Genomic DNA, 21,068 nt, shown 5'->3' with positions numbered 1-21,068 from the left:
GCCGCGCGTGACGGTGCCGCGCGTGACGGTGCCGCGCGTGACGGCGTTCCTCCGACGTCGTCAGCCCGCGAGCCGTGCCGGTACGTGGACCTCCTCGATGATGAACCCGCTGCGCACCCGGGCCGGCACGCGGTTCAGCGGGATCCTCAGATCCTGTGCGGGCACGGCGTACTCCAGCCGGGCCAGGCGTGGCCCGAGCGCCCGCAGCAGCGCGATCGTGAGGTCCTCGCCGGGGCAGCGGTGCCCGGTGACACGGTCGCCGCCGCCCTGCGGGATCAGTTCGTCGGGCTGGGGCGGCCGCTCCAGGAAGCGCCCCGGGTCGAAGGTGTACGGATCGGTCCAGAGGCCGGGATCGTGGTTCTGCCCGTACAGGTCGAGCAGGACCAGCGCCCCGGACGGGATCGGTTCTCCCTGCCACACCAGATCGGTGACGGCCCGGCCGCCGAGGAAGGGGGCGAACGGGTAGAAGCGCCGCACCTCGTGGGCGAAGGCCACGGCGTACGTGGTGTCGTCCTCGGCCAGTCGCTCCCGGATGCCGGGCGCGCGGTGCAGCGCGTGAGCGGCGTAGGCGACGAACCAGCACACCGCGACGGTCGGACGGATGACGTTGAGCAGTTCGACGGCGGCCGTGTGCGGGTCGAGGTGCTCGCCGTCGGCGTCCCGGTGCAGGACCACCACGTCCAGCGCCGAGCCGGCCTGCGCGGTGACGGTTCCCCGGCGTACGTCCTCGACCAGACCGCTCAGCCACGCCTCACTGCGGGCCCGCGCGCGCCGGGCCCGCAAGTGGCGCGGGCCCGCAGTGGCGAAACCGTCGACCATGGCGACCAGGTCCCCGGCCACCTGGTCGGCGTCGGCGAGGGGGAGGCCGGCCCACCGGCAGACACCCCGGGTGAGGATGCGGCTCGCCTCGTCGAAGAGGACGACCGACTCACGGCCGGACCACGACACCACGGCCTGGTCCCACTCCTCGGTGACGTCCTCCACCACCCCGGCGACCGCCTGCGCCCCGGTGAGCAGGGAGAGGAACATGCCCTTGCGGATGCGGTGGGCCTGTCCGTCCAGGGTGTGCACGGCTCCCTGGCCGAACAGGGTGTGCACCACGGGGCCGGGGAGCGCCGTAGCCCGTTCCACATGCTGTTCGTCGTAGAAGAACCGCACCGCCTCCGGCCCGTGCAGGGCGATGGCGTGCTGTCCCATCAACCGGGTGCGCACGACGGGACTCGCGGTACGGCGCCGGCGGTCCGGCAGCCAGGCGTACCCCTTGGCGAGGAGGGCGAGCGAACTGTCGGCGAGCGGGGGACGACGACTCTGATGCATGGGTCCCTGGGTGCCCCTCGGCCCCCGCCGGAAACGCGGCCCGCACCCCTGTTTGCCTTCGTGGCCCTCGGCGTCCAGGACGTCGCGTTTGCCGGTGTCCTCACGCTGGTCGAGCTTCGCCAACTCCGGGTGATGCAGGTCGAAGGCGGGGGATTCGGAGCGGATGCGCGGCAGGGAGCTGAAGTTGTGGCGCGGGGATCGGCGTGGTCGGTGCGCAGCTTGTAACCGGCGGAGCGGCGGAGGCAGGAGCAGATCCACGGCGGTGAGGAGCCGCCCAGCGAGCGGGTGATGGTCCAGCACCAGGAGATGTTCGGCCGCGAGTACCGCTCGCAGACCGAGGCGGAGCTCAAGGCGGCCGAGGCCATGGCCCCACCCGCCCCCACCCGGGTACCGAGTCGGCGAAGAGGACCATGGCACTCGGCCCGGTGGCCGCACTGGTCGACCGCACCAGGGACGCGGTCCGCAAGGCCACGGGCAAGGACGGCTGAGCCCCCTCCCCTGGCCGCCGACCACGACGGCGGGCCCGTCCCGGCAAGCCGCTCCACGGCGCCGGGACGGGCCCGACGCATCGGGTGGGTCGGCCGGGCCGGAGGGACTTGGGCCCGCTTCCTCGACGAGGCGCACGGTCTCGGCGGCGTCCCGGTCCTCCTCCGGCAGGTGGGTGAACAGCACGTCGGCACCTTCGCGGGCGTAGGCGAGGGCCACGGCGCGGCCGATGCCGGAAGCGCCGCAGGTCACCGCCTTGCGGTCGTGAAGGAGTCCGCTGATCTCGTAGGAGTCCTCGCCGTGGTCGGGAGGCGGGTCCGTCGGGCCGGTCCACCCGGGATGCCGCTGGGCCTGCTGCGGGAAGTCGGGGCGGGGATGCTTGGCAACGGGGTTCTCGGGCACGGGGACTGCTCCTCGGCCGTGGACGGGCGGGATGCGGCGCGGTCGGCCCACTTGTGGCGGGGCGCGTCGAGCGACTCCTCGGAGTGCCCCGCCGGGGTGGTCCACACGGACGGGTCCGGCATCACCACGAGGCACGCGACAGGTGCGTGGTGACAGCACCTTGCCTGGCGGGGGCCTGTTTGAGCCGTGAAAGCTGGGGCACCTGGTTCGCAGGTGCCTGGGATCACAGGCCCACCGCGGGAGCGGCCGCTGAGGCCGCCCCCGGGTGCGCGTCGCCCGGACCCCTCTCGCCGCAACCCCCCGCCTCGTCAAGGGAGAGCTCTCATGTTGATGGCCCACCCCACCGTCCTCGCCGACCTGCTCGAGCAGTACGAAATCCTGCGGGCCGGGCACGACCAGGAGGACAACGCCCAGCTGCTCCATCGGCTGAACGACGTCTCCTACACCCTGTGCGTCGCCACCGGCACCCGTGACATCGCCGACGCCCTGAAGGTCGCCCGCCACCAGCTCCAGGGCGCCCGGTCCGAGAGCCATGCCGTCGGAGCCGACACCTGACGCGGCGCGCGAGGTGCGCGGGCCGTCGGGCCGTGGGCATGTTTCCCACGGCCGGGGACGGGGACCCGGGGACGCAACCGGGCAAACCGGTGCCAGAAGATCGACGTGGACCCCCAACGGGCCGGACGCAGAAGGAAGATGAAGCACGTGAGTGCCGAGGCGAGGAAGACGAGGACCACTGTCCGCAGGGCCGAGACCGGCTGGGCGAGGGCCCGCCGACTGCGCGGACGCGGCGTGCGTACCTGCGTGCGGGCCACGTTCGACGGGGACGCCGGGGAGTCCTGGCGAGGAGCCGAGGGAAACGTCGTCAGGGGCGAGGACTGAAGCCGGCCGGTGCCCGTTTCGGCCGTGTGGCGGTGTGCGCCCCCTGCGGGTGCCGCTGTCCGTCTAGGCTGCTGCCGGTGCATCTGAGCGGGTTGGAGCAGTGAGCGGACAGTGGTCTACGGGAGGGCTGACCTCATGAGCAGGGTCTGGTTCATCACCGGTGCGAGCAGCGGCTTCGGGCGGGCCGTCGCCGAGGCGGCGGTCGCCGCGGGAGACGTGGTCGTCTGTGCCGCACGCCGGACGGGCGCGCTGGACGGCTTTGTGGCCGCCCACCCCAAACAGGTCCAGGCGCTGCGCCTGGACGTCACCGACCTCGCCGCGGTCAGGACCGCCGTGGAGGACGTCGTCGCGTGGCACGGGCGGATCGACGTACTCGTCAACAACGCGGGGCGCACACACGTCGGCGCCGTCGAGGAGACCACCGACGCCGAACTGCGCAGCCTGTTCGACCTCCATGTGTTCGGACCCGCCGCACTCGTACGGGCCGTGCTGCCGCATATGCGACAGCGGGGCTCGGGTGCGATCGTGCAGATGAGCAGCGTGGGCGGACAGCTCTCCGCGCCGGGCTTCGGGGCGTACAGCGCGACGAAGTTCGCGCTCGAAGGCATGTCCGAGGCGCTCGCGGCGGAGGTCCGGCAGTTCGGGATCAAGGTGCTGATCGTCGAACCCGGGGCCTTCAGGACCGAGTTGTTCGACAGCGGCCGGGCGGGCGCCAGCCGGGATTTCGGCGTCTACGTCCGCACGGTCGGCGCGACCCGCCGGATGGTCACCGAGGGCGACGGCACCCAGCCCGGCGACCCGGCGAAGGCGGCGGCCCTGATCCTCGCCGCCCTCGACGCCCCGGACACACCGCTGCGACTGCCCCTCGGCGACGACGCGGTCACCGGCGTACTCGAACATCTCGAGCAGGTACGGGGTGATGTCACCGGGTGGGAGAAGCGGGCGCGGGCGACGGGGTTCGACAGCGCCTGAGCCGGGTCGGGCCGGCTGCGGGGCCGGCGTCAGACCGGCGGCGCCAGGCCTGTCTTGAGTCCCGCCCCGCACAACGGCACCACCGCTGTTCGCGCGCCGAGTGCTCCCTCCCGTACCGCCGCCCAGCAGGCCACGCCGGTCGACTCCACGTACAGCCCCTGGGACGCCAAGTCCCTTTGCGCGTGCCGGATCTGATCCTCCGTCACCGTCAGGAACGTACCGCCCGAGTCGCGTACCGCCCGCAGGATCTGGCGGGCCCGGGGCGGGTTGGGGATCGCGATGCCCTCAGCGAGGGTGGGTGAGGCCGGGGGCGGGGCGATGCCGGTCAGGTCGGGGGCGCCCTCCGTCCAGGCGTGCGCCAGCGGGGCGACCGCCGCGGCCTGCACGGCGTACAGCGCGGGGCGCCGGTCGATGAGGCCCGCCGAGTGCAGTTCGGCGACGGCCAGTGCCGCGCCCAGCAGCAGGGTGCCGTTGCCGACCGGCACGACGACGACGTCCGGGAGGCGGCCTCCCATGTCCTCCCACAGCTCGTGGACGTACGTCTTCGTGCCGTGCAGGAAGTACGGGTTGTAGACGTGGGAGGCGTAGAACGTGCCCGGGGCGTCCGCCGCCTCGCGGGCCGCTGCCGCCGTGGCCTCCCGGTCCCCGTCGACCAGGTTCACATGGGCCCCGTGCGCCTCGATCTGCTCCAGCTTCTTCGCGGAGGTGCCCTCGGGGACGTACACCGTGCAGGGCAACCGGGCGCGGGCGCAGTACGCGGCGATCGCCGTACCCGCGTTGCCGCTGCTGTCGGCGATGACCTGACGCGGGTTCAGCCGGAGGGCCAGTTCGGCCAGGAGCACCGCGCCCCGGTCCTTGAAGGAGAGGGTCGGCATCAGGAAGTCGAGCTTGGCCGAGATGCCGTCGCGCAGTTCCACGAGGGGGGTGCGGCCCTCGCCGAGGGTGGTGGCGGGGGTGGAGAGAGGGAGCGTCTCCGCGTAGCGCCAGAGGGAGTCGACCCTGCCCACGAGGGACTTGAGGGGCGCCGGGGTGGGCGCGAAGTCGAGGTCCAGGGGGCCTCGGCAGAGGGGACAGCACCAGGTGAGGGTCCCGCCGGGGACGCGGGTGCCGTCCGTGGGGCAGTAACAGTCCGGCAGTGGGGTCATGCACGCAGAGTAGTTGCGTACGGGGGTTCCCACCCGCCCGCCCATTTGCTGCACCTCTTCAGCCCGCGCCCGGGCACTCCCAGCCCGTCCGGCGGTTGAGGACGAGGCCCGTTCAGGGCCGGAGCGGGGGGTCTGGGGGCGGCAGCCCCCAGGGACGGGACGGGTAGGGGCGGCGGGGGCGAAACTCCCTTACCATGCGCGAAGTCGCACGCCAGTTCACATCACCCGACGAGGAGCCCGGCACTCGTGGCCATACCCCCGCCCCCCGGACCCGACCAGCCACCGGCGCCGCAGCCGTACCCCTCGTATCCGGGCCAACCCCAGCCCCAGGGTCCGTACCCCCAGGGCCCCTACGCCCCCTGGCCCCAGGCCTACTCCCCGTACAACCGCCCGACCCCCGTCAACGGCCTCGCCATCGCCTCCCTCGTCCTCGGCATCCTCTGCTTCCTGCCCGCCCTCGGCCTCGTTCTCGGGATCGTCGCGCTCGTGCAGATCCGGAAGAAGGGCGAGCGCGGGAAGGGCATGGCGATCGCCGGATCCGTGCTGTCGACGGTCGGTCTCGCCCTGTGGGCGCTGCTGCTCGGCACCGGCGGCCTGTCCGACGCCTGGGACGGCTTCAAGGACGCCGCCAAGGAGAACAACAGCAGCTTCTCCCTCGTCAAGGGCGACTGCTTCGACTCGCCGGACGGTTCCCTGGAGGGCTTCACCTACGACGTCGACAAGGTCCCCTGCGCCGGCACGCACGACGGCGAGGTGTTCGCCGCCTTCAAGCTGCCGGCCGGTGCCTTCCCCGGCGACGACCGCGTCACCGAGGTCGCCGACGACAAGTGCTACGCCCTCGAGGACCAGTACGCGATGGACGCCTGGGCCCTGCCCGACGAAGCCGACGTCTACTACCTCACCCCGACCAGCCAGAGCTGGCGCCTCGGTGACCGCGAGGTCACCTGCGTCTTCGGCAGTGTCGACCCGAACGGCACCCTCAGCGGCTCGCTGCGCAAGGACGAGACGACGCTCGACTCCGACCAACTGGCGTACCTGAAGGCGGCCCACGTCCTCAACGCGGCGATGGACACGGCGCCCGACGAGGAGTACGTCGACGACGACCTGCCCGGCCACAAGGCGTGGGCACGGCGGGTGACGGACGCCCTCGACGAGCAGACGCGCCTGCTCACCGAACACCGGTTCGCCGCTGCCGCCTCACCCAGTGTCGCCGCCCTGGTGAAGGACCTGCGCAGCGCGCGCAAGGAGTGGGCGAAGGCCGCCGAGGCCACCGACGCCGACACCTTCTACGACCACTACGACACCGGCAGCGCGCTGCTCGACGTCGACCGTACGGTCACCCCGCGCAAGGCGCTGGGGCTCGCGACGACCCCGCCCTCGTACGACCCGGAGGGCGGCAGCGGCGGAGACGGCGGTGGCGGGGACGAAGGGGGCACCCGCATCGAGGCGTGAGCGCGGGTGTGACGGCTGCCGGAACGGGGAGAACCTGCCTGCGTCGCGCCTGCGCGGATGTCCGCGTCCGGCCCGTCCAATGCCCTCCGGCGACGTAAGTCATCACATCGAGTGATTCTCTGGCCTTTGCTTGCATGTCACAACCCATGGTTGCCACGCTGTCGCTGTCTGTACAACCTGATGGGAGCGGCCCGTGACATTCGGTGAGCAGCCGGCCTACCTGCGTGTCGCGGGTGATCTACGAAACAAGATCGTCGACGGTTCACTGCCACCGCACACCCGCCTCCCCTCCCAGGCCAGGATCAGGGAGGAGTACGGCGTCTCGGACACGGTCGCGCTGGAGGCCCGCAAGGTGCTCATGGCCGAGGGCCTCGTCGAAGGCCGCTCCGGGTCGGGCACGTATGTCCGCGAGCGGCCCGTGCCGCGCCGGATCGCCCGCTCCGGCTTCCGTCCGGACGGCGGCGCGACACCGTTCCGCCAGGAACAGTCCGACGCGGAGGCGCGCGGCACCTGGGAGTCCAGCAGCGCGCAGACCGGGGCGAGCGGCGCCGTCGCCGAGCGGCTCTCCCTCCTCCCCGGCGACCGCGTGATGCGCACGAAGTACGTCTTCCGGGACGCCGGCGAGGTGATGATGCTGTCCACCTCCTGGGAGCCCCTCGCTGTCACCGGCCGTACGCCGGTGATGCTGCCCGAGGAGGGCCCGCTCGGCGGGATGGGGGTCGTCGAACGCATGGCGGCCATCGACGTGATCGTGGACAACGTCACGGAGGAGGTCGGCGCCCGCCCCGGCCTCGCCGAGGAACTGCAGGCCCTCGGCGGTGTCCCCGGGCATGTGGTGCTCGTCGTGCAGCGCACGTACTACGCCTCGGGGCGCCCGGTCGAGACGGCCGATGTCGTGATCCCCGCGGACCGCTACCAGGTGGCGTACCACCTGCCGGTGAAGTAACCCCGCCGCTCCCGGATCCCGTGAAGCAGCCCACACCCAGGGGCGGTTGACCTCCCGAACGCTCCCCCTGCACCGCCGCCCCGCCAACCGACGCCGTCCGCCGGGCCGTTGGATTCTGGCCGTTTTCGCAGGTCGTCCCGAGGGGCGCGGTGGGCCACTGACCGGACACACCGTGCTCTTTCGACGGCGCGTTCGACGTCGTGCGCCCCGCGTCGCTGGCCGGTTGGTGTATCTCTTTGTGAAAAGCCGTGTTCGCTGCGTAAAGGTAAGGCGTAGGCTCGGGCATATGCGGATTGCGGTTTCCTTGGTGGGCGGGGCGCGGCGCAAGCCGGGGGCGGGAAGTGGAGGGGCTCCATGAGCGACGGGACGATCACTCTTCCCTGGCTCGTCATACGGCAGGACGACAACGGCAATCGCTACCGCGTGGGCCGGTACGCGACCCGTGCGGAGGCCCAGAAGATCGCCGACAGCCTCGACGACCGCGGCCACAAACAGCTCTACTGGGTCGAGCGGATCGGGCAGAACGGAACCCGGGGATCCGGGTGACCCGGGCCGGGTGATCCGGCTCCCGTAGGCTCCGGCCCATGACGGAACGGACGGAACCGGCGGCGGGTTCGGAGCGTGTGGCCAAGGGGCTGGTCGTGGTCGTGGGCGCCGCCCTGCTGCGCGACGGACGCCTTCTCGCCGCCCGCCGCAGCGCACCCCCCGAGCTGGCGGGCCGCTGGGAGCTGCCCGGCGGCAAGGTCGAACCGGGTGAGGCGCCGGAGGACGCCCTCGTGCGCGAACTCCGTGAGGAACTGGGCATCGACGCGGACCCCGTCGAGCGCGTCCCGGGGGAGTGGCCCCTGAGGGTGCCGTACGTCCTGCGGGTCTGGACCGCGCGGCTCGCGGCGGGCTCGGCCGAGCCGAAGCCCCTCCAGGATCATGACGAACTGCGCTGGCTGACCCCGGCCGAGATCTGGGACGTGGACTGGCTGGATCAGGACGTGCCGGCGGTGCGGGAAGTGCTCGCCCGGCTCGGGTGACGCTCGCGGGGTTGACGGGCGGCTCGTGGGACCTGTGGGGCGCCTGGTGCGCGCGCCCCGTACGCCGTTCGTGCCACAGTGCGCCTCTGGGGGCGGTAACCGGTATCGAATACCGGGTATGTGCCTATTAATCCCATGAAACCGGACATGGGTGGGTCGCTTGCCTGGGAAGTGATCGGCGTGATCGACACCGAAGGCGACTGTGCCGAGTGGAGCTTTCCCGCGGAGCCCGGCGCCGTCCGCGGAGCCCGTACGGTCGTCCGTGGCCAACTGTGCGACTGGGGGCTCGACGCCCTCGGTGACATCGCCGCGCTGCTGGTCAGCGAGCTGGTGACCAACTCCCTGAGACATGCCGCGGGGCCCATCGGCGTACGGCTGGTGCGGCCCGCCGAGAGTGTGGCCACACTCCTGGTCGAGGTCTCCGACCCGCTGCCCGACCCGCCCCGCGAGCGTGCCGCAGGCCCCGAGGAGGAGGGTGGGCGGGGACTCCAACTGGTGGCCCACTCGTCCAGTCGCTGGGGTACCCGCCCCGCCGACGCGGGCAAGACGGTGTGGTTCGAACTGTCGGTACCGGGATGAACGCCCGTGCCCGGACCGTTGACCATGTGGTTCAGGCCACTGGCAGTTGTCATCAATAGAGGTTCGACCCGTGGTCCCCTGGTTAGAAGACTGGGAGTGTTGTCGCGGGCCGGTCCGAAAAGCATCGGGATTGTCCCGTGATCGTGAACACCGTGTTGTGGGGCGCCGTAGTGCTGGATACTGCGGGCAGCCGCCCCCGGTGACCGGTGCCGGACGCGGTGAGCTGGAGGGGACGGTTCGCGTGAGCGAGATACCAGCGAAGGCCACGGAGTCCAAGGACCCGTCGGGCGGCGCGAGTGCGGCGGGTGCGGGTGATGCCGCGACCGGTGTGTCACGCCGTGCGCCGGGCGCCGGGGGCCCCGTCGGCGGTGACGCGATACGCGATGCGACACGTGAAACCACGCGTGACACCATGGGCGATCCGGTGCACGACACGACACGTGACACCGCGCAGGACCACGCGCGTGATGTGACAGGTGACCCCATGTGGCAGAGCAGCCCTCCCGGCTCGATCTACGACTACATCAAGGTGGCGTCCTTCTCCATCGGTCCCGACGGCCTCGTCGACCAGTGGAGCCTGCGCGCCGAGAAGATCTTCGGGATCTCCGCCGCACGGGCCGTGGGGATGGACCCCATCGAGGCCTTCATCGACCCCGATCTGCGCGAGCGCGGCCAGCGGAAGATGGCGGAGATCCTCGACGGCCGGGAGTGGACCGGCGTGGTCCCGTTCCGCGTCCGCGATCCCGAACCGGGTGAGGAGGGCCGCCGGGAGGGGCTCGCCGAGGTCTATGTGATGCCGACGCGGACGGAGGAGGGCGAGAGGGCCGCCGTATGCATCGTCGTCGATGTCCGCACGCTGAGGCAGATCGAGACCGACCTCGCCGCCTCGCAGGCGATTTTCGGACAATCTCCGTTCGGCTTCCTGCTGATCGACACCGATCTCCGCGTCCGGCGCGCCAACCAGCGCTTCGCCTCCATCTACGGCGGCGATGTCGACGACCACCGGGGCCGCGGTGTGTACGACTACCTGCGCTCTCCCGAGGCCGAGCGGGTCTCGGCGACGCTCCGTCGGGTCCTGGAGACCGGTGACTCGATAACGGACATGCACATCACGGGCGTCGTGCCCGGCTCCGACGAGCGCCGGCACTGGTCGATCAACCTGTACCGCGTGCACAGTGGCACCGGCCGCCCCATCGGTGTCGCCTGGCTCGGCACCGACATCACCGCCCGCCGCGCCGCCGCCCGCGAGGCCGCCGCCGCACGGCGCAATCTCGCCCTTCTGAACGAGGCCGGCTCCCGCATCGGGAACTCCCTGGACCTGGAGACGACAGCGCGCGAGCTTCTCGACGTCGTCGTCCCCGGTTTCTGCGACCTCGCGACCGTCGACCTCTACCAGGGGCTGCTGGCAGGCGACGAGACCCCGCCGGGGCTCGCCGACGGCAGCGCCGAACTCCGTCGTGTCGCCTTCGCCAGCGCCGTCTCCGACGCGCCCTTCGCCGGCGGCCAGGAACCCGTGAGCGTCGGCGCCGTGCACCACTTCCCGTTCAACTCGCCCTGCGCGGACGCCCTGCGCACCGCCCGCCCGCAGTTCGTCCCCGCCGAGGACAACGGCGCCATCCAGTCCACGCTTGCCGTCCCGATGGTCGCCCACGACACCGTCGTCGGCCTCGCGCAGTTCTCCCGTACGAAGGGCAGTGAGCCGTTCGGTGAGCGGGACCGGGCGCTGGCCTGGGAGTTGGCCGCGCGGGCCGCCGTCTGCATCGACAACGCCCGGCTCTACCGGCGTGAGCACGAGCGGGCGCTGATCCTCCAGCGCTCCCTGCTGCCCCCGGGCGACCCGGAGGCCTCCGGCCTCGACATCGCCTGCCGCTATCTGCCCGGAAACGCGGCCACCGAGGTCGGCGGTGACTGGTTCGACGTCATCGAACTTCCCGGCAACCGGACCGCCCTGGTGGTCGGCGACGTGATGGGACGCGGGCTGCGCGCCGCCGTCGCCATGGGCGAACTCCGTACCGCCGTCCGCACCCTGGCGCTTCTCGACCTCGAACCGGCGGAGGTCCTCTCGGCGTTGGACGAGATCGCGCGCGGCCTCGGCACCCCCGGCGGCGTCCAGCAGGCCACTCGCGCCGCCCGCCAGCCCAAGGACGCCGACCTCGCAGAGGTGTACCTCGCGACCTGTATCTACGCGGTCTACGACTCGGTGACCCGCAGGTGCACCTTCGCCAACGCCGGCCATCTGCCGCCCGTGCTCGTCGAACCGGGCGAGGACGCGCTGATGCTGGACGTGCCGCCGGGCATGCCGCTCGGTGTCGGCGGCGAGCCGTTCGAGGAGGTGGAGGTCGAACTGGCCGAAGGTTCGCTGTTGGCGCTCTACACGGATGGACTGGTCGAATCGCGCGACCACCCCCTCGACGAGGGCCTGCAGGCGTTCGTCGGCGCCCTCCGCGACCCCTCCCAGCAACTGGAGGACGTCTGCGACCACGTCCTCAGCACCCTCGACACCCACCACGGCGAGGACGACATCGCCCTGCTGATGGCGCGTGTCCAGGGGCTGCCCGCCGATTCCGTCGGCGACTGGACCCTGCCGCGCGAACCGCGCAGCGTGGGCCGCGCCCGCGAGTACACCCGCACCCAGCTCACCGCCTGGGGCCTCGAAGCCCTCATCGACACCACTGAGCTGCTGGTCAGCGAGCTGGTCACCAACGCCCTGCGCTACGGCGAGGGCGAGATCCGCCTCCGCCTCCTCCTCGACCGCATGCTGGTGTGCGAGGTGTGGGACGCCGGCCTCGTCCAGCCGCGCCGCCGCCGCGCCCGCGACACCGACGAGGGCGGACGCGGACTCCAGCTGGTCGGCCTGCTCAGCGCGGCCTGGGGCTCCCGCCGGACCCCGCGCGGCAAGACGGTGTGGTTCGAACTCCCGCTGCCGGACGCGGGAACGGTCCTCGCGGACCCGGCGGAGGCGCTCCTCAGCCTGTTCTGACGAGAGCCTGTTCCGACGAGCCCGTTCCGGCGGGCGACGCCCCTCCTTTCCTTACGGAATTCCCGGCGAGTTCTTACGAGGCGACGCGAGGCCCCGTCGCGCACGCGTTGCGGGACCGCCGAACGAACCCGGCGCGCCGCCGGTCAGCGCCTCGGCCGCCGCGTCCGGCAGATCCCCGAGCAGGATCCCGCCGAGGACCGCCCCGGCGACCCCGTTCGTGTGCTCGGGCCGCCCGCCGTACGGATTCCCGTGCGCGCGCACATCCCGCTCGGCCAGTTCGCGGGCCCGCAGCGCGAAGACGTCGGCCTCCGCCGGATCCCGGTCCAGCAGCCGGCGCGCCTCGGCCAGCCGGGTCCGGGCCTCGGCGCCCACCGCGCCCCGGTGCGTGCCCACGAAGCCGTCGGCGGCGTCGGTGGCCAGGCGTGCGACGAGCCGCACGGCACCGGGCACCGTCCCGAGGGGCGCGGCCACCACCGCGACCCGGCGCAGGGCGTCCAGCGGGTCGTAGGGCCCGGCGGCGGCCTCCTCCCGTACGGCGGCCAGCGCGGCCCCCGCGCGACTGACATGCCCCTTCAGCGCACCGTCGGGCACCCCCGCCCGCACGCCCTCGGCCAGCCGCTCCCGCGCCTCCACGACCGCGGCCTCCACCTCGTCCAGCGCGTCAGGAACCGCCTGCGCGGCGGCGGCCAGTGCGGACACGAGGCGGTCGACGCCGTCCACGAACACCTCGGCCTGGGCGATCGCGCCCTCTGCGGCGCGCAGATGCAGCACCGCCCTGTCCGGTTCGCCCAGGTCGGCGGACTGACGGGCCCGGTTGAGCCCGGTCGTGGCGAACACCAGCCGGTCCTTCGCCTGTTCGACCTGACCGGCGACGGACAGGGCGGCGGCGGGCGCGTACCGCTCGCCCAGGTCGGCGAGAGTGGCCTCGGCGGCCCCCGTACGGCCGGTCAGTTCCCGGAAGCGCACCTCGGCGTGTCTGAGCGCGCCGCTCAGGTCCTGTTCCAGGACGCGCAGCCGGTCGAAGCCGGCGGCCTCCGCGTCCAGTCGCCGCCCCGCGTCCACACACCGGGCGACGATCTCGTCGAGGGCGCTCCGGGAGGCGTCCGTCGGGTTGTCGTCGTACGCCTGGCGCAGCTGGAAGGCGGCCGACAGCTCGGCCTCGGCGTACCGCACGGCCTCCGTGAACGGCGCGACCGTCTCAGCCCCGATCAGCCCCTCCACGAAGCCGAGTTCCTCACGGCTGGTGCGCACACAGTCGTCGGCCGCGACCAGCGACTTGCGGGCCTGCCGGTCGAGTTCGGGCGTCGTGGGCCGTGCGGCAGGAGGCAGGGCGGCCGGAGTCGTACGGGTCCTGGTACGGCGTCTGCGGCGGCCGTAGCCGTACGCGGCCACCGCGACCGCCGCGCCCGCCACCACGAGGGGCAGGACCAGATCGCCGGTGGAGGACTTCTCCTCCGGGGCCGCGTCGGCCGAGGCATCGGAGCCGTCGGGCACGGCCGGTGCGCTGCCGACCACCGGCACGGGCACCTCGTACCCCTCGTACCTCTCGTGGTCCGCCGTCACCCCGGGCAGCACCAGCCACATCAATCCGATCACCCCGCCCAGCGCGGTGTGCGCCACGCGCACGGGTATGTGGGAGGCGGCTCGCCGCGGCCGGCCCCTCGTAGGAAAGGGCGTCACGTTTGTGAGCGTATGGGGGTGATCGCGGCTGCGCGACCGGGGCGGGGCAGGGGTGGCGGGAGGGAAAGAATGGGTAAGGTCCCCGCAGACGTGTTCGAAGGGGGGCGGGGGATGTGAACGAGTACCTGCTGGGGACGGCCGCGCTGTTGCTGGGCGGTCAGGTCGTGAGCGGTGCGGTGGCGGCCCGAACCGGCTGGCTGCTGCCATGGCTGCGAAACCGGACCGTGCGACCCGAGCTGTGGGGCTACGGAACGATGCTTTTCGGCCTGGGCATGCTGCTGATGATGTCGTACGGCGCGCTGCACGTGTTCGTCGGACACCGGGTCCTCGGCGACATCGCGCCCGTCGCCGCCATACTGATGATCATTGCGGGCGCCTACCTCCAGGTGCTGGGTGCGCGGGAGCGCGTCGACGGGTGACCGGCGCGGCATGCAAGAAGCTCACCCGCGCCGGCCTCTCCGGAGCTCATGGCCGCCTGGACTCATGAACTCTCCGACCGCCTCCTGATCTTCGAGCCCAGCCACACCAGCGGGTCGTACTTGCGGTCGACCGCCCGTTCCTTCAAGGGAATCAGGGCGTTGTCCGTGATGTGGATGCCCTCCGGGCACACCTCGCTGCAGCACTTGGTGATGTTGCAGTAGCCGAGGCCGTGCTCGTCCTGGGCGGTGCGCTTGCGGTCCAGGCCGGACTCCGCCGCCGCGTCCAGGGGGTGCATGTCGAGTTCCGCGACCCGCATCAGGAAGCGGGGGCCGGCGAACGCCGGCTTGTTCTCCTCGTGGTCGCGGACCACATGGCAGGTGTCCTGGCACAGGAAGCACTCGATGCACTTGCGGAACTCCTGCGAGCGGTCCACGTCCTCCTGCATCATCCGGTACTCACCGGGGCCCACTCCGTCCGGCGGCACGAAGGACGGCACCTCGCGGGCCTTGGTGTAGTTGAACCCGACGTCGGTGACGAGGTCCCGGACAACGGGGAAGGCCCGCAAGGGAGTTACGGTGATCGTCTCCTCGCGGGTGAACACCGACATCCGGGTCATGCACAGCAGCCGGGGACGCCCGTTGATCTCCGCCGAGCACGAACCGCACTTGCCCGCCTTGCAGTTCCAGCGGACGGCGAGGTCGGGGGCCTGGGTCGCCTGGAGCCGGTGGATGATGTCGAGGACGACCTCGCCCTCGTTCACCTCGACCGCGAAGTCCCTGAGCCCGCCGCCCTTCACATCGCCGCGCCACACCTTGAAGCGGGCCTCGTAGCTGCTGCTCACTGCGCTGCTGCTCACTCGTACAGCTCCTCGTCGGTGAGGTACTTGACCAGCTCCTCTTTCTCGAAGAGGGCGAGCAGGTCGGGGCGGACGGGTTCGGTGGTCTCGCGGGTGAGGGCGATCAGACCGTTCACCTGGTCCGTGGCCGCCAACCCGGCCGCGGGATCGGAGAGTTGGCACAGCAGGTTCACGTTGCGCCACCCGCGGTCCATCACCGGATGGTCCTCACGGGTGTGGCCGCCGCGCGACTCGGTGCGCTCCAGCGCCGCCAGGGCCACACATTCGCTGACCAGCAGCATGTTCCGCAGGTCGAGGGCGAGATGCCAGCCCGGGTTGAACTGGCGGTGCCCCTCGACGCCGGCGCGGTGGGCCCGTACCCGCAACTCGGCCAGTTTCTCCAGCGCCTGCTCCATCTCGCCCTCGCGGCGGATGATGCCGACCAGGTCGTTCATGGTCTGCTGGAGCTCCTGGTGAAGGGTGTACGGGTTCTCCGCCGGGCGGCTGTTCTGCCCGCCCGGGGTCGGTTCCTCCGCCGAGAAGGGGCGCAGGGCCTCCGCCGCCGCCGTGTCGATCTGGTCGTCGTCCACGGGTGGGCGGTCGGCGACCGAGTTCGCGTACTCGGCCGCGTGCAGGCCCGCGCGACGGCCGAACACCAGCAGGTCGGAGAGGGAGTTGCCGCCGAGCCGGTTGGAGCCGTGCATCCCGCCCGCGACCTCGCCGGCCGCGAAGAGGCCCGGTACGCCGCGTGCGGCGGCCGTGTCCGACTCGACCGCGATACCGCCCATCACGTAGTGACAGGTGGGCCCGACCTCCATCGCCTCGGCGGTGATGTCGACGTCCGCCAGCTCCTTGAACTGGTGGTACATGGACGGCAGTCGGCGCCGGATCACCTCGGCCGGCATCCGTGTCGAGACGTCCAGGAAGACACCGCCGTGCGGGGAGCCGCGCCCCGCCTTGACCTCGGAGTTGATGGCGCGGGCCACCTCGTCCCGGGGGAGCAGTTCGGGGGGACGGAGGTTGTTGTCGGGGTCCTCGTACCAGCGGTCGCCCTCGGCCTCGGACTGGGCGTACTTCTCCTTGAAGACGTCCGGGATGTAGTCGAACATGAACCGCTTGCCCTCGGAGTTGCGCAGCACCCCGCCGTCGCCGCGCACCGACTCCGTGACGAGGATGCCCTTGACGGACGGCGGCCAGACCATGCCCGTCGGATGGAACTGCACGAACTCCATGTTGAGCAGCGGCGCCCCGGCGAGCAGCGCCAGCGCGTGGCCGTCGCCCGTGTACTCCCACGAGTTCGACGTCACCTTGAAGGACTTGCCGATACCGCCGGTCGCGATGACGACGGAAGGGGCCTCGATGACGAAGAAACGGCCCGTCTCACGCTCGTAGGCGAAGACACCTGAAACGCGGTCGCCGTTTTTCAGCACACGGGTGACCGTGCACTCCTGGAAGACCTTCAGCCGGGACTCGTAGTCGCCGGTCTCCTTCCTGTCCTCCTGCTGGAGGGAGACGATCTTCTGCTGGAGGGTGCGGATGAGTTCGAGACCGGTGCGGTCGCCGACGTGCGCGAGGCGCGGGTACTCGTGGCCGCCGAAGTTGCGCTGGGAGATCCGGCCGTCGCGGGTCCGGTCGAAGAGGGCGCCCCAGGTCTCCAGCTCCCAGACCCGGTCCGGTGCTTCCTGTGCGTGCAGCTCCGCCATCCGCCACTGGTTGAGGAACTTGCCGCCGCGCATGGTGTCGCGGAAGTGGACCTGCCAGTTGTCGTGGCTGTTGACGTTCCCCATGGCGGCGGCGATCCCGCCCTCGGCCATCACGGTGTGCGCCTTACCGAAGAGGGACTTGCAGATCACCGCCGTACGGGCGCCACGCTCCCGCGCCTCGATGGCGGCGCGCAGCCCGGCGCCGCCCGCGCCGACTACGACGACGTCCCATTCCTGCCGGTCGACCACGGACATCAGAAGCTGTTCCCTTTTTTCTAGAAGATGGTCGGATCATCGAAGGCGCCGGAGGCGACCAGGTACACGTAGAAGTCGGCGAGGCCCACGCTCAGCAACGACGCCCAGGCGAGCTGCATGTGACGGGCGTTCAGTTTCCCGACCCACTGCCAGGCGCGGTACCGCACGGGGTGCTTGGAGAAGTGCTTGAGCTTGCCGCCGACGATGTGCCGGCAGGAGTGGCAGGAGAGCGTGTACGCCCAGATCAGCGTGATGTTGAGCAGGAAGACGAGGCTGCCGAGGCCCATGTGGCCCCAGTGGTAGTGCTCGTCGCGGAAGGACAGCACCGTGTCGTAGGTGAGGATGCAGGCGACCAGCAGAGCCGCGTAGAAGAAGTAGCGGTGGATGTTCTGCAGGACGAGGGGGAAGCGCGTCTCACCCGTGTACTTCTTGTGCGGCTCGGCCACCGCGCAGGCGGGCGGGGACGCCCAGAAGCCGCGGTAGTAGGCCTTGCGGTAGTAGTAGCAGGTCAGACGGAAGCCCAGCGGGAAGATCAGGATGATGATCGCGGGTGAGACGCCCCACCAGCCGCCGAACAGATCGGCGTTGGGGCCGTGCCGCATGGGCGCGCAGTTGTCCGCCAGACAGGGTGAGTAGAACGGCGAGACGTACGGGGCCGCGTAGTAGTCGGCGTTCGCGAACGCCCGCCAGGTCGAGTACACGATGAACGCCAGCAGACCGGCGGCCGTGGCGGCGGGCGCCAGCCACCAGCGGTCGGTCCGCAGATGCGGGGCGTCGATGGCGGCGCGTGTACGGGTCCGTACGCCGCCGCGTCGCGGATGGGAGTCCGTATCGGAACGGGGATCGGGGTCGGAGTGGGGATCGGTACCGCTGTCGGTACCGGTTTCAGTGGCCAAGGAGAACTCCGGTCGGATTCTCAGGGGGCGTGACGGTCGTGGGCGCCGAGTCCTTCGTCGTCCGAGTCCGTCCACAGACTGTTGTCGTACGGGGTGTCGGGGATCGTCACGAGGTCGGGGCGCCGGGGCTGGGCGAGCGCGGGGGCGGCCTCGCGGAGCAGCGCGAGGCTCTCGCGCAGGTGGTTGGCGTCGCTGCGGAGGCGGCGCATTTCCAGGCCGCCCTTGCCGATCTGCTGTTCCAGGCGGCCCATCGAACGCAACAGGTCGTCCAGGCAGCGCTGTACTGACGTCAGTTCGTCGTGCACGGACATGACGTGACCTCACTTCCGGGCGGTCGGGCCCTGGGTGGAGACGTTCATGCGCCTGAGAGTGTTGCGCGTCACACCTGCCGGTGGGAAGCGGTGTGCAGGGATTGGCTGAGGGAGGGGGCGTGCGGGGGTGCGTCGGGGTGCGCGTCCCTGGGGGCGCCGCCCCCATCCCCCGCTTCGGCCCTGAAGGGGCCTCGTCCTCAAACGCCGGACGGGCTAGGGGGTGCGGGCCGGTGCCAGAGGCTCAAGGTCAGCTGGAGATCGGGCCGAAACGGGTGGGTGGGTGCGTGGGAAAGGTTTGTTGCTCCAAACGGTTGGGCTTCGTGCCCCGCGCCGCCGTGTCGCCCGCCGCCGCCGAACCCTTTCCTCTTCAGTGGCCGTACATCTGATCAGCCAATTAACGCGCCACCGGAGGTAGACCTGATGTCCCACCACGGCGTCGGACTGCGCGCGGTAACGCGCTCGGTCGCCTTCCTCACCGCCGGCGTGCTCGCCGTGCCTCTGCTCACCGCGTGCGGCGGTGACCAGGACGAAGAGAGCAAGCCGCTCGCCGGGCAGGACGTCGCGCCCGCCGCCCGCGACCGGCTCGCCGACGGCGGCACGCTGCGCTGGGCCGTGGACTCCGTACCGGAGACGCTCAACACCTTCCAGGCGGACGCCGACGCGACGACCACCCGGATCGCGCAGGCCGTGCTGCCGTCGATGTACCGGCTCGACGTGAACGGGCGGCCCCAGCGCAACGCCGACTTCCTGGAGTCCGCCAAGGTCGTCGAGACCGAGCCCAAGCAGGTCGTCCTCTACAAGCTGCACCAGCAGGCGGTCTGGAGCGACGGCCGGGAGATCGGCGCCGCCGACTTCGCCGCCCAGTGGCGTGCCCTGTCCGGCAAGGACTCGGCGTACTGGACCGCCCGCAACGCCGGGTACGACCGTATCGAGAAGGTGCAGCGCGGCGCGAACGACCTTGAGGTCAAGGTCACCTTCAGCCGGCCCTACGCCGACTGGAAGTCGCTCTTCTCGCCCCTGTATCCCAAAGAGGTCATGGGCACCCCCGACTCCTTCAACGACGGGGCGCGGCGCAAGCTCAAGGTCACCGCCGGCCCCTTCGGTCTCAAGAAGGTCGCCAAGGCGGAGGGCGACGTGGTGCTCGTACGCAACCCGCGCTGGTGGGGGCGCGCCCCCCGGCTCGACGGGATCGTGCTGCACGCCGTACCGCGCGACAAGCGCACCGAGGCGCTCGCCGGCGGCAAGGTGGACGTCGCCGAGATCGACCCCGCCGAGGCCGAGCGCATCGTTCTCGCCGCGCGCGGCAAGTCCACCCCCCTCCAGGGCCCCGGCGCCGCGCTCACCCCGGCCCGCGCCCTGCGTTCCTGGGCCCTCGCGCACGGTTCCGACGACGAGGCCGCCGGGGCGGAGAGCAGCGCCCGGCGCAAACAGCGCGACGCGGCCACCAAGTACGCCGAGCAGCAGCGGTCGCTCAGCGCGTTCGAGGTGCGCAAGTCCCTCGAACCGGCCTACACCCAGCTCGCCCTCAACGGCGCCGGCGGGCCCCTCGCCGACGAACGCGTCCGCCGCGCGGTCGCCCGCGCACTGGACCGCGAGGAGATCGCCGGCCTCGTACTCAAGCCGCTGGGGCTGCCCGCCGTACCCGTCGGCAGTCATCTCGCGCTCTCCGGGCAGGCCGCGTACGCCGACAACAGCGGCGCGCTCGGCGGCCAGGACACCGACGAGGCGGAGGCGCTCCTCGCCGACGCCGGGTGGGTGCAGGGCGGCCCGCTCGGGAAGCCGAAGAAGAAGGACGGCGAGAAGGTCGCCGGGGGTGAGGGCGAGAAGGCCGGCGGCAGGTCCGCCGCGCCGAAAGTCTCCCCGAAGGCCTCCCCGAAAGCCTCCTCGAAGGCGTCGTCCAAGGCGTCACCCAAGGCCAGTAAGGGCAGTGATGACGACGACGGCACCTATGTCGTCGGCGACGACGACAAGCCGTACGGCGAGCCCGTCCGCGAGGACCATCAGAACCCCCGGGATCACCGTGACCACCGGGACGGTTCGGGTAAGAAGGACCTCGCCCAGGACGGCAAGCAGTCCCTCCACAAGCACCCGGAGCAGGGCGGTGCGCCCGGTGCCTACGCGCCCAAGGGCACCCCTGCTCCCGCCGGAGCCGCCGCCGGGGCGCTCGCCAAGGACGGCAAGCCGCTGACCTTGAGGTTCGTACTCCCCTCGGGGCCGGGCTCCGCCACGCTGCGGGCCGTGGGCGAGCGGATCGCGCGGATGCTGGACCGGGTCGGTATCCGTACCGCGATCACCAAGGTGTCCGACGACAGCTACTTCAGGGACCACATCGCCAGCGGGCAGTACGACCTGGCGCTCTACTCGTGGCCCGCGTCCGCCTTCCCCGCCACCGACGCGCGGCCCATCTACGCCAAGCCGGTGCCCGCCGCCGACGGGTCGCTGAACGTCGAGCAGAACTACACCCGCGTCGGCACCGACCAGGTGGACCAGCTGTTCGACCAGGCCATCGCCACCCTGGACGAGGGCAGGTCGGCCTCCCTGGTGCGGAAGGCCGACGCCCGGATCTGGGCGGCCGGCGGATCCATTCCGCTCTTCCAGCGGCCCCAGCTCACGGCCGTGCGGAAGAACGTCGCCAACCTGGGCGCCTTCGGTTTCCAGACCCCCGTCTACGAGGACATGGGCTTCCTGAAGAAGGGCGTCACATCGGGCAGCAGGCCGTCATCCCGACCGTGACGGTCGCCTCATCGGTACGTCCCGGCGAGCCCCTGCCGCGCCGGGCCCGTAC

18 protein-coding genes and 2 pseudogenes are annotated in these 21,068 nt (G+C 71.5%); 12 read left to right on the top strand and 8 right to left on the bottom strand.

Annotated elements, in window-relative coordinates; all coding sequences use genetic code 11:
• Positions 1 to 60: 60 nt before the first annotated feature.
• A complete protein-coding gene (locus tag ACW4TU_RS14845) occupies positions 61 to 1,317 on the bottom strand; it encodes a cytochrome P450 (protein WP_457430106.1) in 1,257 nt (418 codons plus the stop codon).
• 345 nt (positions 1,318 to 1,662) lie between these two features.
• Here ACW4TU_RS14845 and ACW4TU_RS14840 point away from each other — a divergent pair.
• Positions 1,663 to 1,805 (top strand): annotated as a pseudogene (locus ACW4TU_RS14840) (hemerythrin domain-containing protein); the annotation flags it as partial.
• Between the two features lie 112 nt (positions 1,806 to 1,917).
• Here the strand turns inward: ACW4TU_RS14840 and ACW4TU_RS14835 are convergent.
• Positions 1,918 to 2,205: pseudogene (locus ACW4TU_RS14835) on the bottom strand (NAD(P)-dependent dehydrogenase); the annotation flags it as partial.
• A 324-nt stretch (positions 2,206 to 2,529) separates the two neighbouring features.
• Here ACW4TU_RS14835 and ACW4TU_RS14830 point away from each other — a divergent pair.
• From ACW4TU_RS14830 to ACW4TU_RS14820, 3 genes are all read left to right on the top strand, one after another.
• Positions 2,530 to 2,760, top strand: coding sequence for a DUF5133 domain-containing protein (locus tag ACW4TU_RS14830; RefSeq protein WP_457428286.1), 231 nt, complete (start codon positions 2,530 to 2,532; stop codon positions 2,758 to 2,760).
• 138 nt (positions 2,761 to 2,898) lie between these two features.
• Positions 2,899 to 3,084, top strand: a complete 186-nt coding sequence (locus ACW4TU_RS14825; protein ID WP_457428285.1) for a hypothetical protein — start codon at positions 2,899 to 2,901, stop codon at positions 3,082 to 3,084.
• Between the two features lie 135 nt (positions 3,085 to 3,219).
• On the top strand, positions 3,220 to 4,056 hold the full coding sequence (locus tag ACW4TU_RS14820) for an oxidoreductase (protein ID WP_457428284.1): 837 nt from the start codon (positions 3,220 to 3,222) through the stop codon (positions 4,054 to 4,056).
• A 29-nt stretch (positions 4,057 to 4,085) separates the two neighbouring features.
• Here the strand turns inward: ACW4TU_RS14820 and ACW4TU_RS14815 are convergent, their stop codons facing one another.
• Entirely contained in the window at positions 4,086 to 5,201 is a 1,116-nt protein-coding gene (locus ACW4TU_RS14815) for a threonine synthase (RefSeq protein ID WP_457428283.1), read from the bottom strand.
• Positions 5,202 to 5,447: 246 nt separating this feature from the next.
• On the opposite strand from ACW4TU_RS14815, the gene ACW4TU_RS14810 reads away from it, so the two are divergent.
• From ACW4TU_RS14810 to ACW4TU_RS14785, 6 genes are all read left to right on the top strand, one after another.
• The gene (locus tag ACW4TU_RS14810; RefSeq protein WP_457428282.1) at positions 5,448 to 6,653 is read left to right on the top strand and encodes a DUF4190 domain-containing protein; all 1,206 of its coding nucleotides are present in this window, start codon (positions 5,448 to 5,450) and stop codon (positions 6,651 to 6,653) included.
• Between the two features lie 193 nt (positions 6,654 to 6,846).
• Positions 6,847 to 7,599 carry a GntR family transcriptional regulator gene (locus ACW4TU_RS14805; RefSeq protein ID WP_457428281.1) on the top strand — a complete coding sequence of 251 codons (753 nt, stop codon included), beginning with the start codon at positions 6,847 to 6,849 and terminating at the stop codon, positions 7,597 to 7,599.
• A 354-nt stretch (positions 7,600 to 7,953) separates the two neighbouring features.
• The gene (locus ACW4TU_RS14800; protein WP_457428280.1) at positions 7,954 to 8,145 is read left to right on the top strand and encodes an SPOR domain-containing protein; all 192 of its coding nucleotides are present in this window, start codon (positions 7,954 to 7,956) and stop codon (positions 8,143 to 8,145) included.
• 38 nt (positions 8,146 to 8,183) lie between these two features.
• Complete coding sequence (locus ACW4TU_RS14795; protein ID WP_457428279.1) at positions 8,184 to 8,624, top strand: (deoxy)nucleoside triphosphate pyrophosphohydrolase; 441 nt, start codon at positions 8,184 to 8,186, stop codon at positions 8,622 to 8,624.
• Positions 8,625 to 8,771: 147 nt separating this feature from the next.
• Positions 8,772 to 9,203: an ATP-binding protein gene (locus tag ACW4TU_RS14790; protein ID WP_457428278.1), complete on the top strand. Its 432-nt coding sequence runs from the start codon at positions 8,772 to 8,774 to the stop codon at positions 9,201 to 9,203.
• 241 nt (positions 9,204 to 9,444) lie between these two features.
• Positions 9,445 to 12,183, top strand: a complete 2,739-nt coding sequence (locus tag ACW4TU_RS14785) for a SpoIIE family protein phosphatase (RefSeq protein ID WP_457428277.1) — start codon at positions 9,445 to 9,447, stop codon at positions 12,181 to 12,183.
• A gap of 51 nt (positions 12,184 to 12,234) precedes the next feature.
• On the opposite strand, the gene ACW4TU_RS14780 is transcribed toward ACW4TU_RS14785, so the two are convergent.
• The gene (locus ACW4TU_RS14780; RefSeq protein ID WP_457428276.1) at positions 12,235 to 13,803 is read right to left on the bottom strand and encodes a hypothetical protein; all 1,569 of its coding nucleotides are present in this window, start codon (positions 13,801 to 13,803) and stop codon (positions 12,235 to 12,237) included.
• Positions 13,804 to 13,976: 173 nt separating this feature from the next.
• Between ACW4TU_RS14780 and ACW4TU_RS14775 the strand changes: the two genes are divergently transcribed.
• Positions 13,977 to 14,282 (top strand): hypothetical protein, encoded by a 306-nt coding sequence (locus ACW4TU_RS14775; RefSeq protein ID WP_457428275.1) that lies wholly within the window; start codon positions 13,977 to 13,979, stop codon positions 14,280 to 14,282.
• Positions 14,283 to 14,344: 62 nt separating this feature from the next.
• Here the strand turns inward: ACW4TU_RS14775 and ACW4TU_RS14770 are convergent, their stop codons facing one another.
• From ACW4TU_RS14770 to ACW4TU_RS14755, 4 genes are all read right to left on the bottom strand, one after another.
• Complete coding sequence (locus ACW4TU_RS14770) at positions 14,345 to 15,139, bottom strand: succinate dehydrogenase/fumarate reductase iron-sulfur subunit (RefSeq protein WP_457428274.1); 795 nt, start codon at positions 15,137 to 15,139, stop codon at positions 14,345 to 14,347.
• Positions 15,136 to 17,076 (bottom strand): fumarate reductase/succinate dehydrogenase flavoprotein subunit, encoded by a 1,941-nt coding sequence (locus tag ACW4TU_RS14765; RefSeq protein WP_457428273.1) that lies wholly within the window; start codon positions 17,074 to 17,076, stop codon positions 15,136 to 15,138. The genes ACW4TU_RS14770 and ACW4TU_RS14765 overlap by 4 nt, the downstream gene beginning before the upstream one ends.
• Before the next feature lie 20 nt (positions 17,077 to 17,096).
• The gene (locus tag ACW4TU_RS14760; protein ID WP_457430104.1) at positions 17,097 to 17,855 is read right to left on the bottom strand and encodes a hypothetical protein; all 759 of its coding nucleotides are present in this window, start codon (positions 17,853 to 17,855) and stop codon (positions 17,097 to 17,099) included.
• 137 nt (positions 17,856 to 17,992) lie between these two features.
• A complete protein-coding gene (locus ACW4TU_RS14755) occupies positions 17,993 to 18,283 on the bottom strand; it encodes a hypothetical protein (protein ID WP_164315677.1) in 291 nt (96 codons plus the stop codon).
• Positions 18,284 to 18,703: 420 nt separating this feature from the next.
• On the opposite strand from ACW4TU_RS14755, the gene ACW4TU_RS14750 reads away from it, so the two are divergent.
• Positions 18,704 to 21,016, top strand: a complete 2,313-nt coding sequence (locus ACW4TU_RS14750; RefSeq protein ID WP_457428272.1) for an ABC transporter family substrate-binding protein — start codon at positions 18,704 to 18,706, stop codon at positions 21,014 to 21,016.
• The last annotated feature ends 52 nt before the right edge of the window (positions 21,017 to 21,068 follow it).

The organism is Streptomyces kryoterrae (genome assembly GCF_054072135.1).
This window is presented reverse-complemented; position numbering and strand designations above follow the sequence as displayed.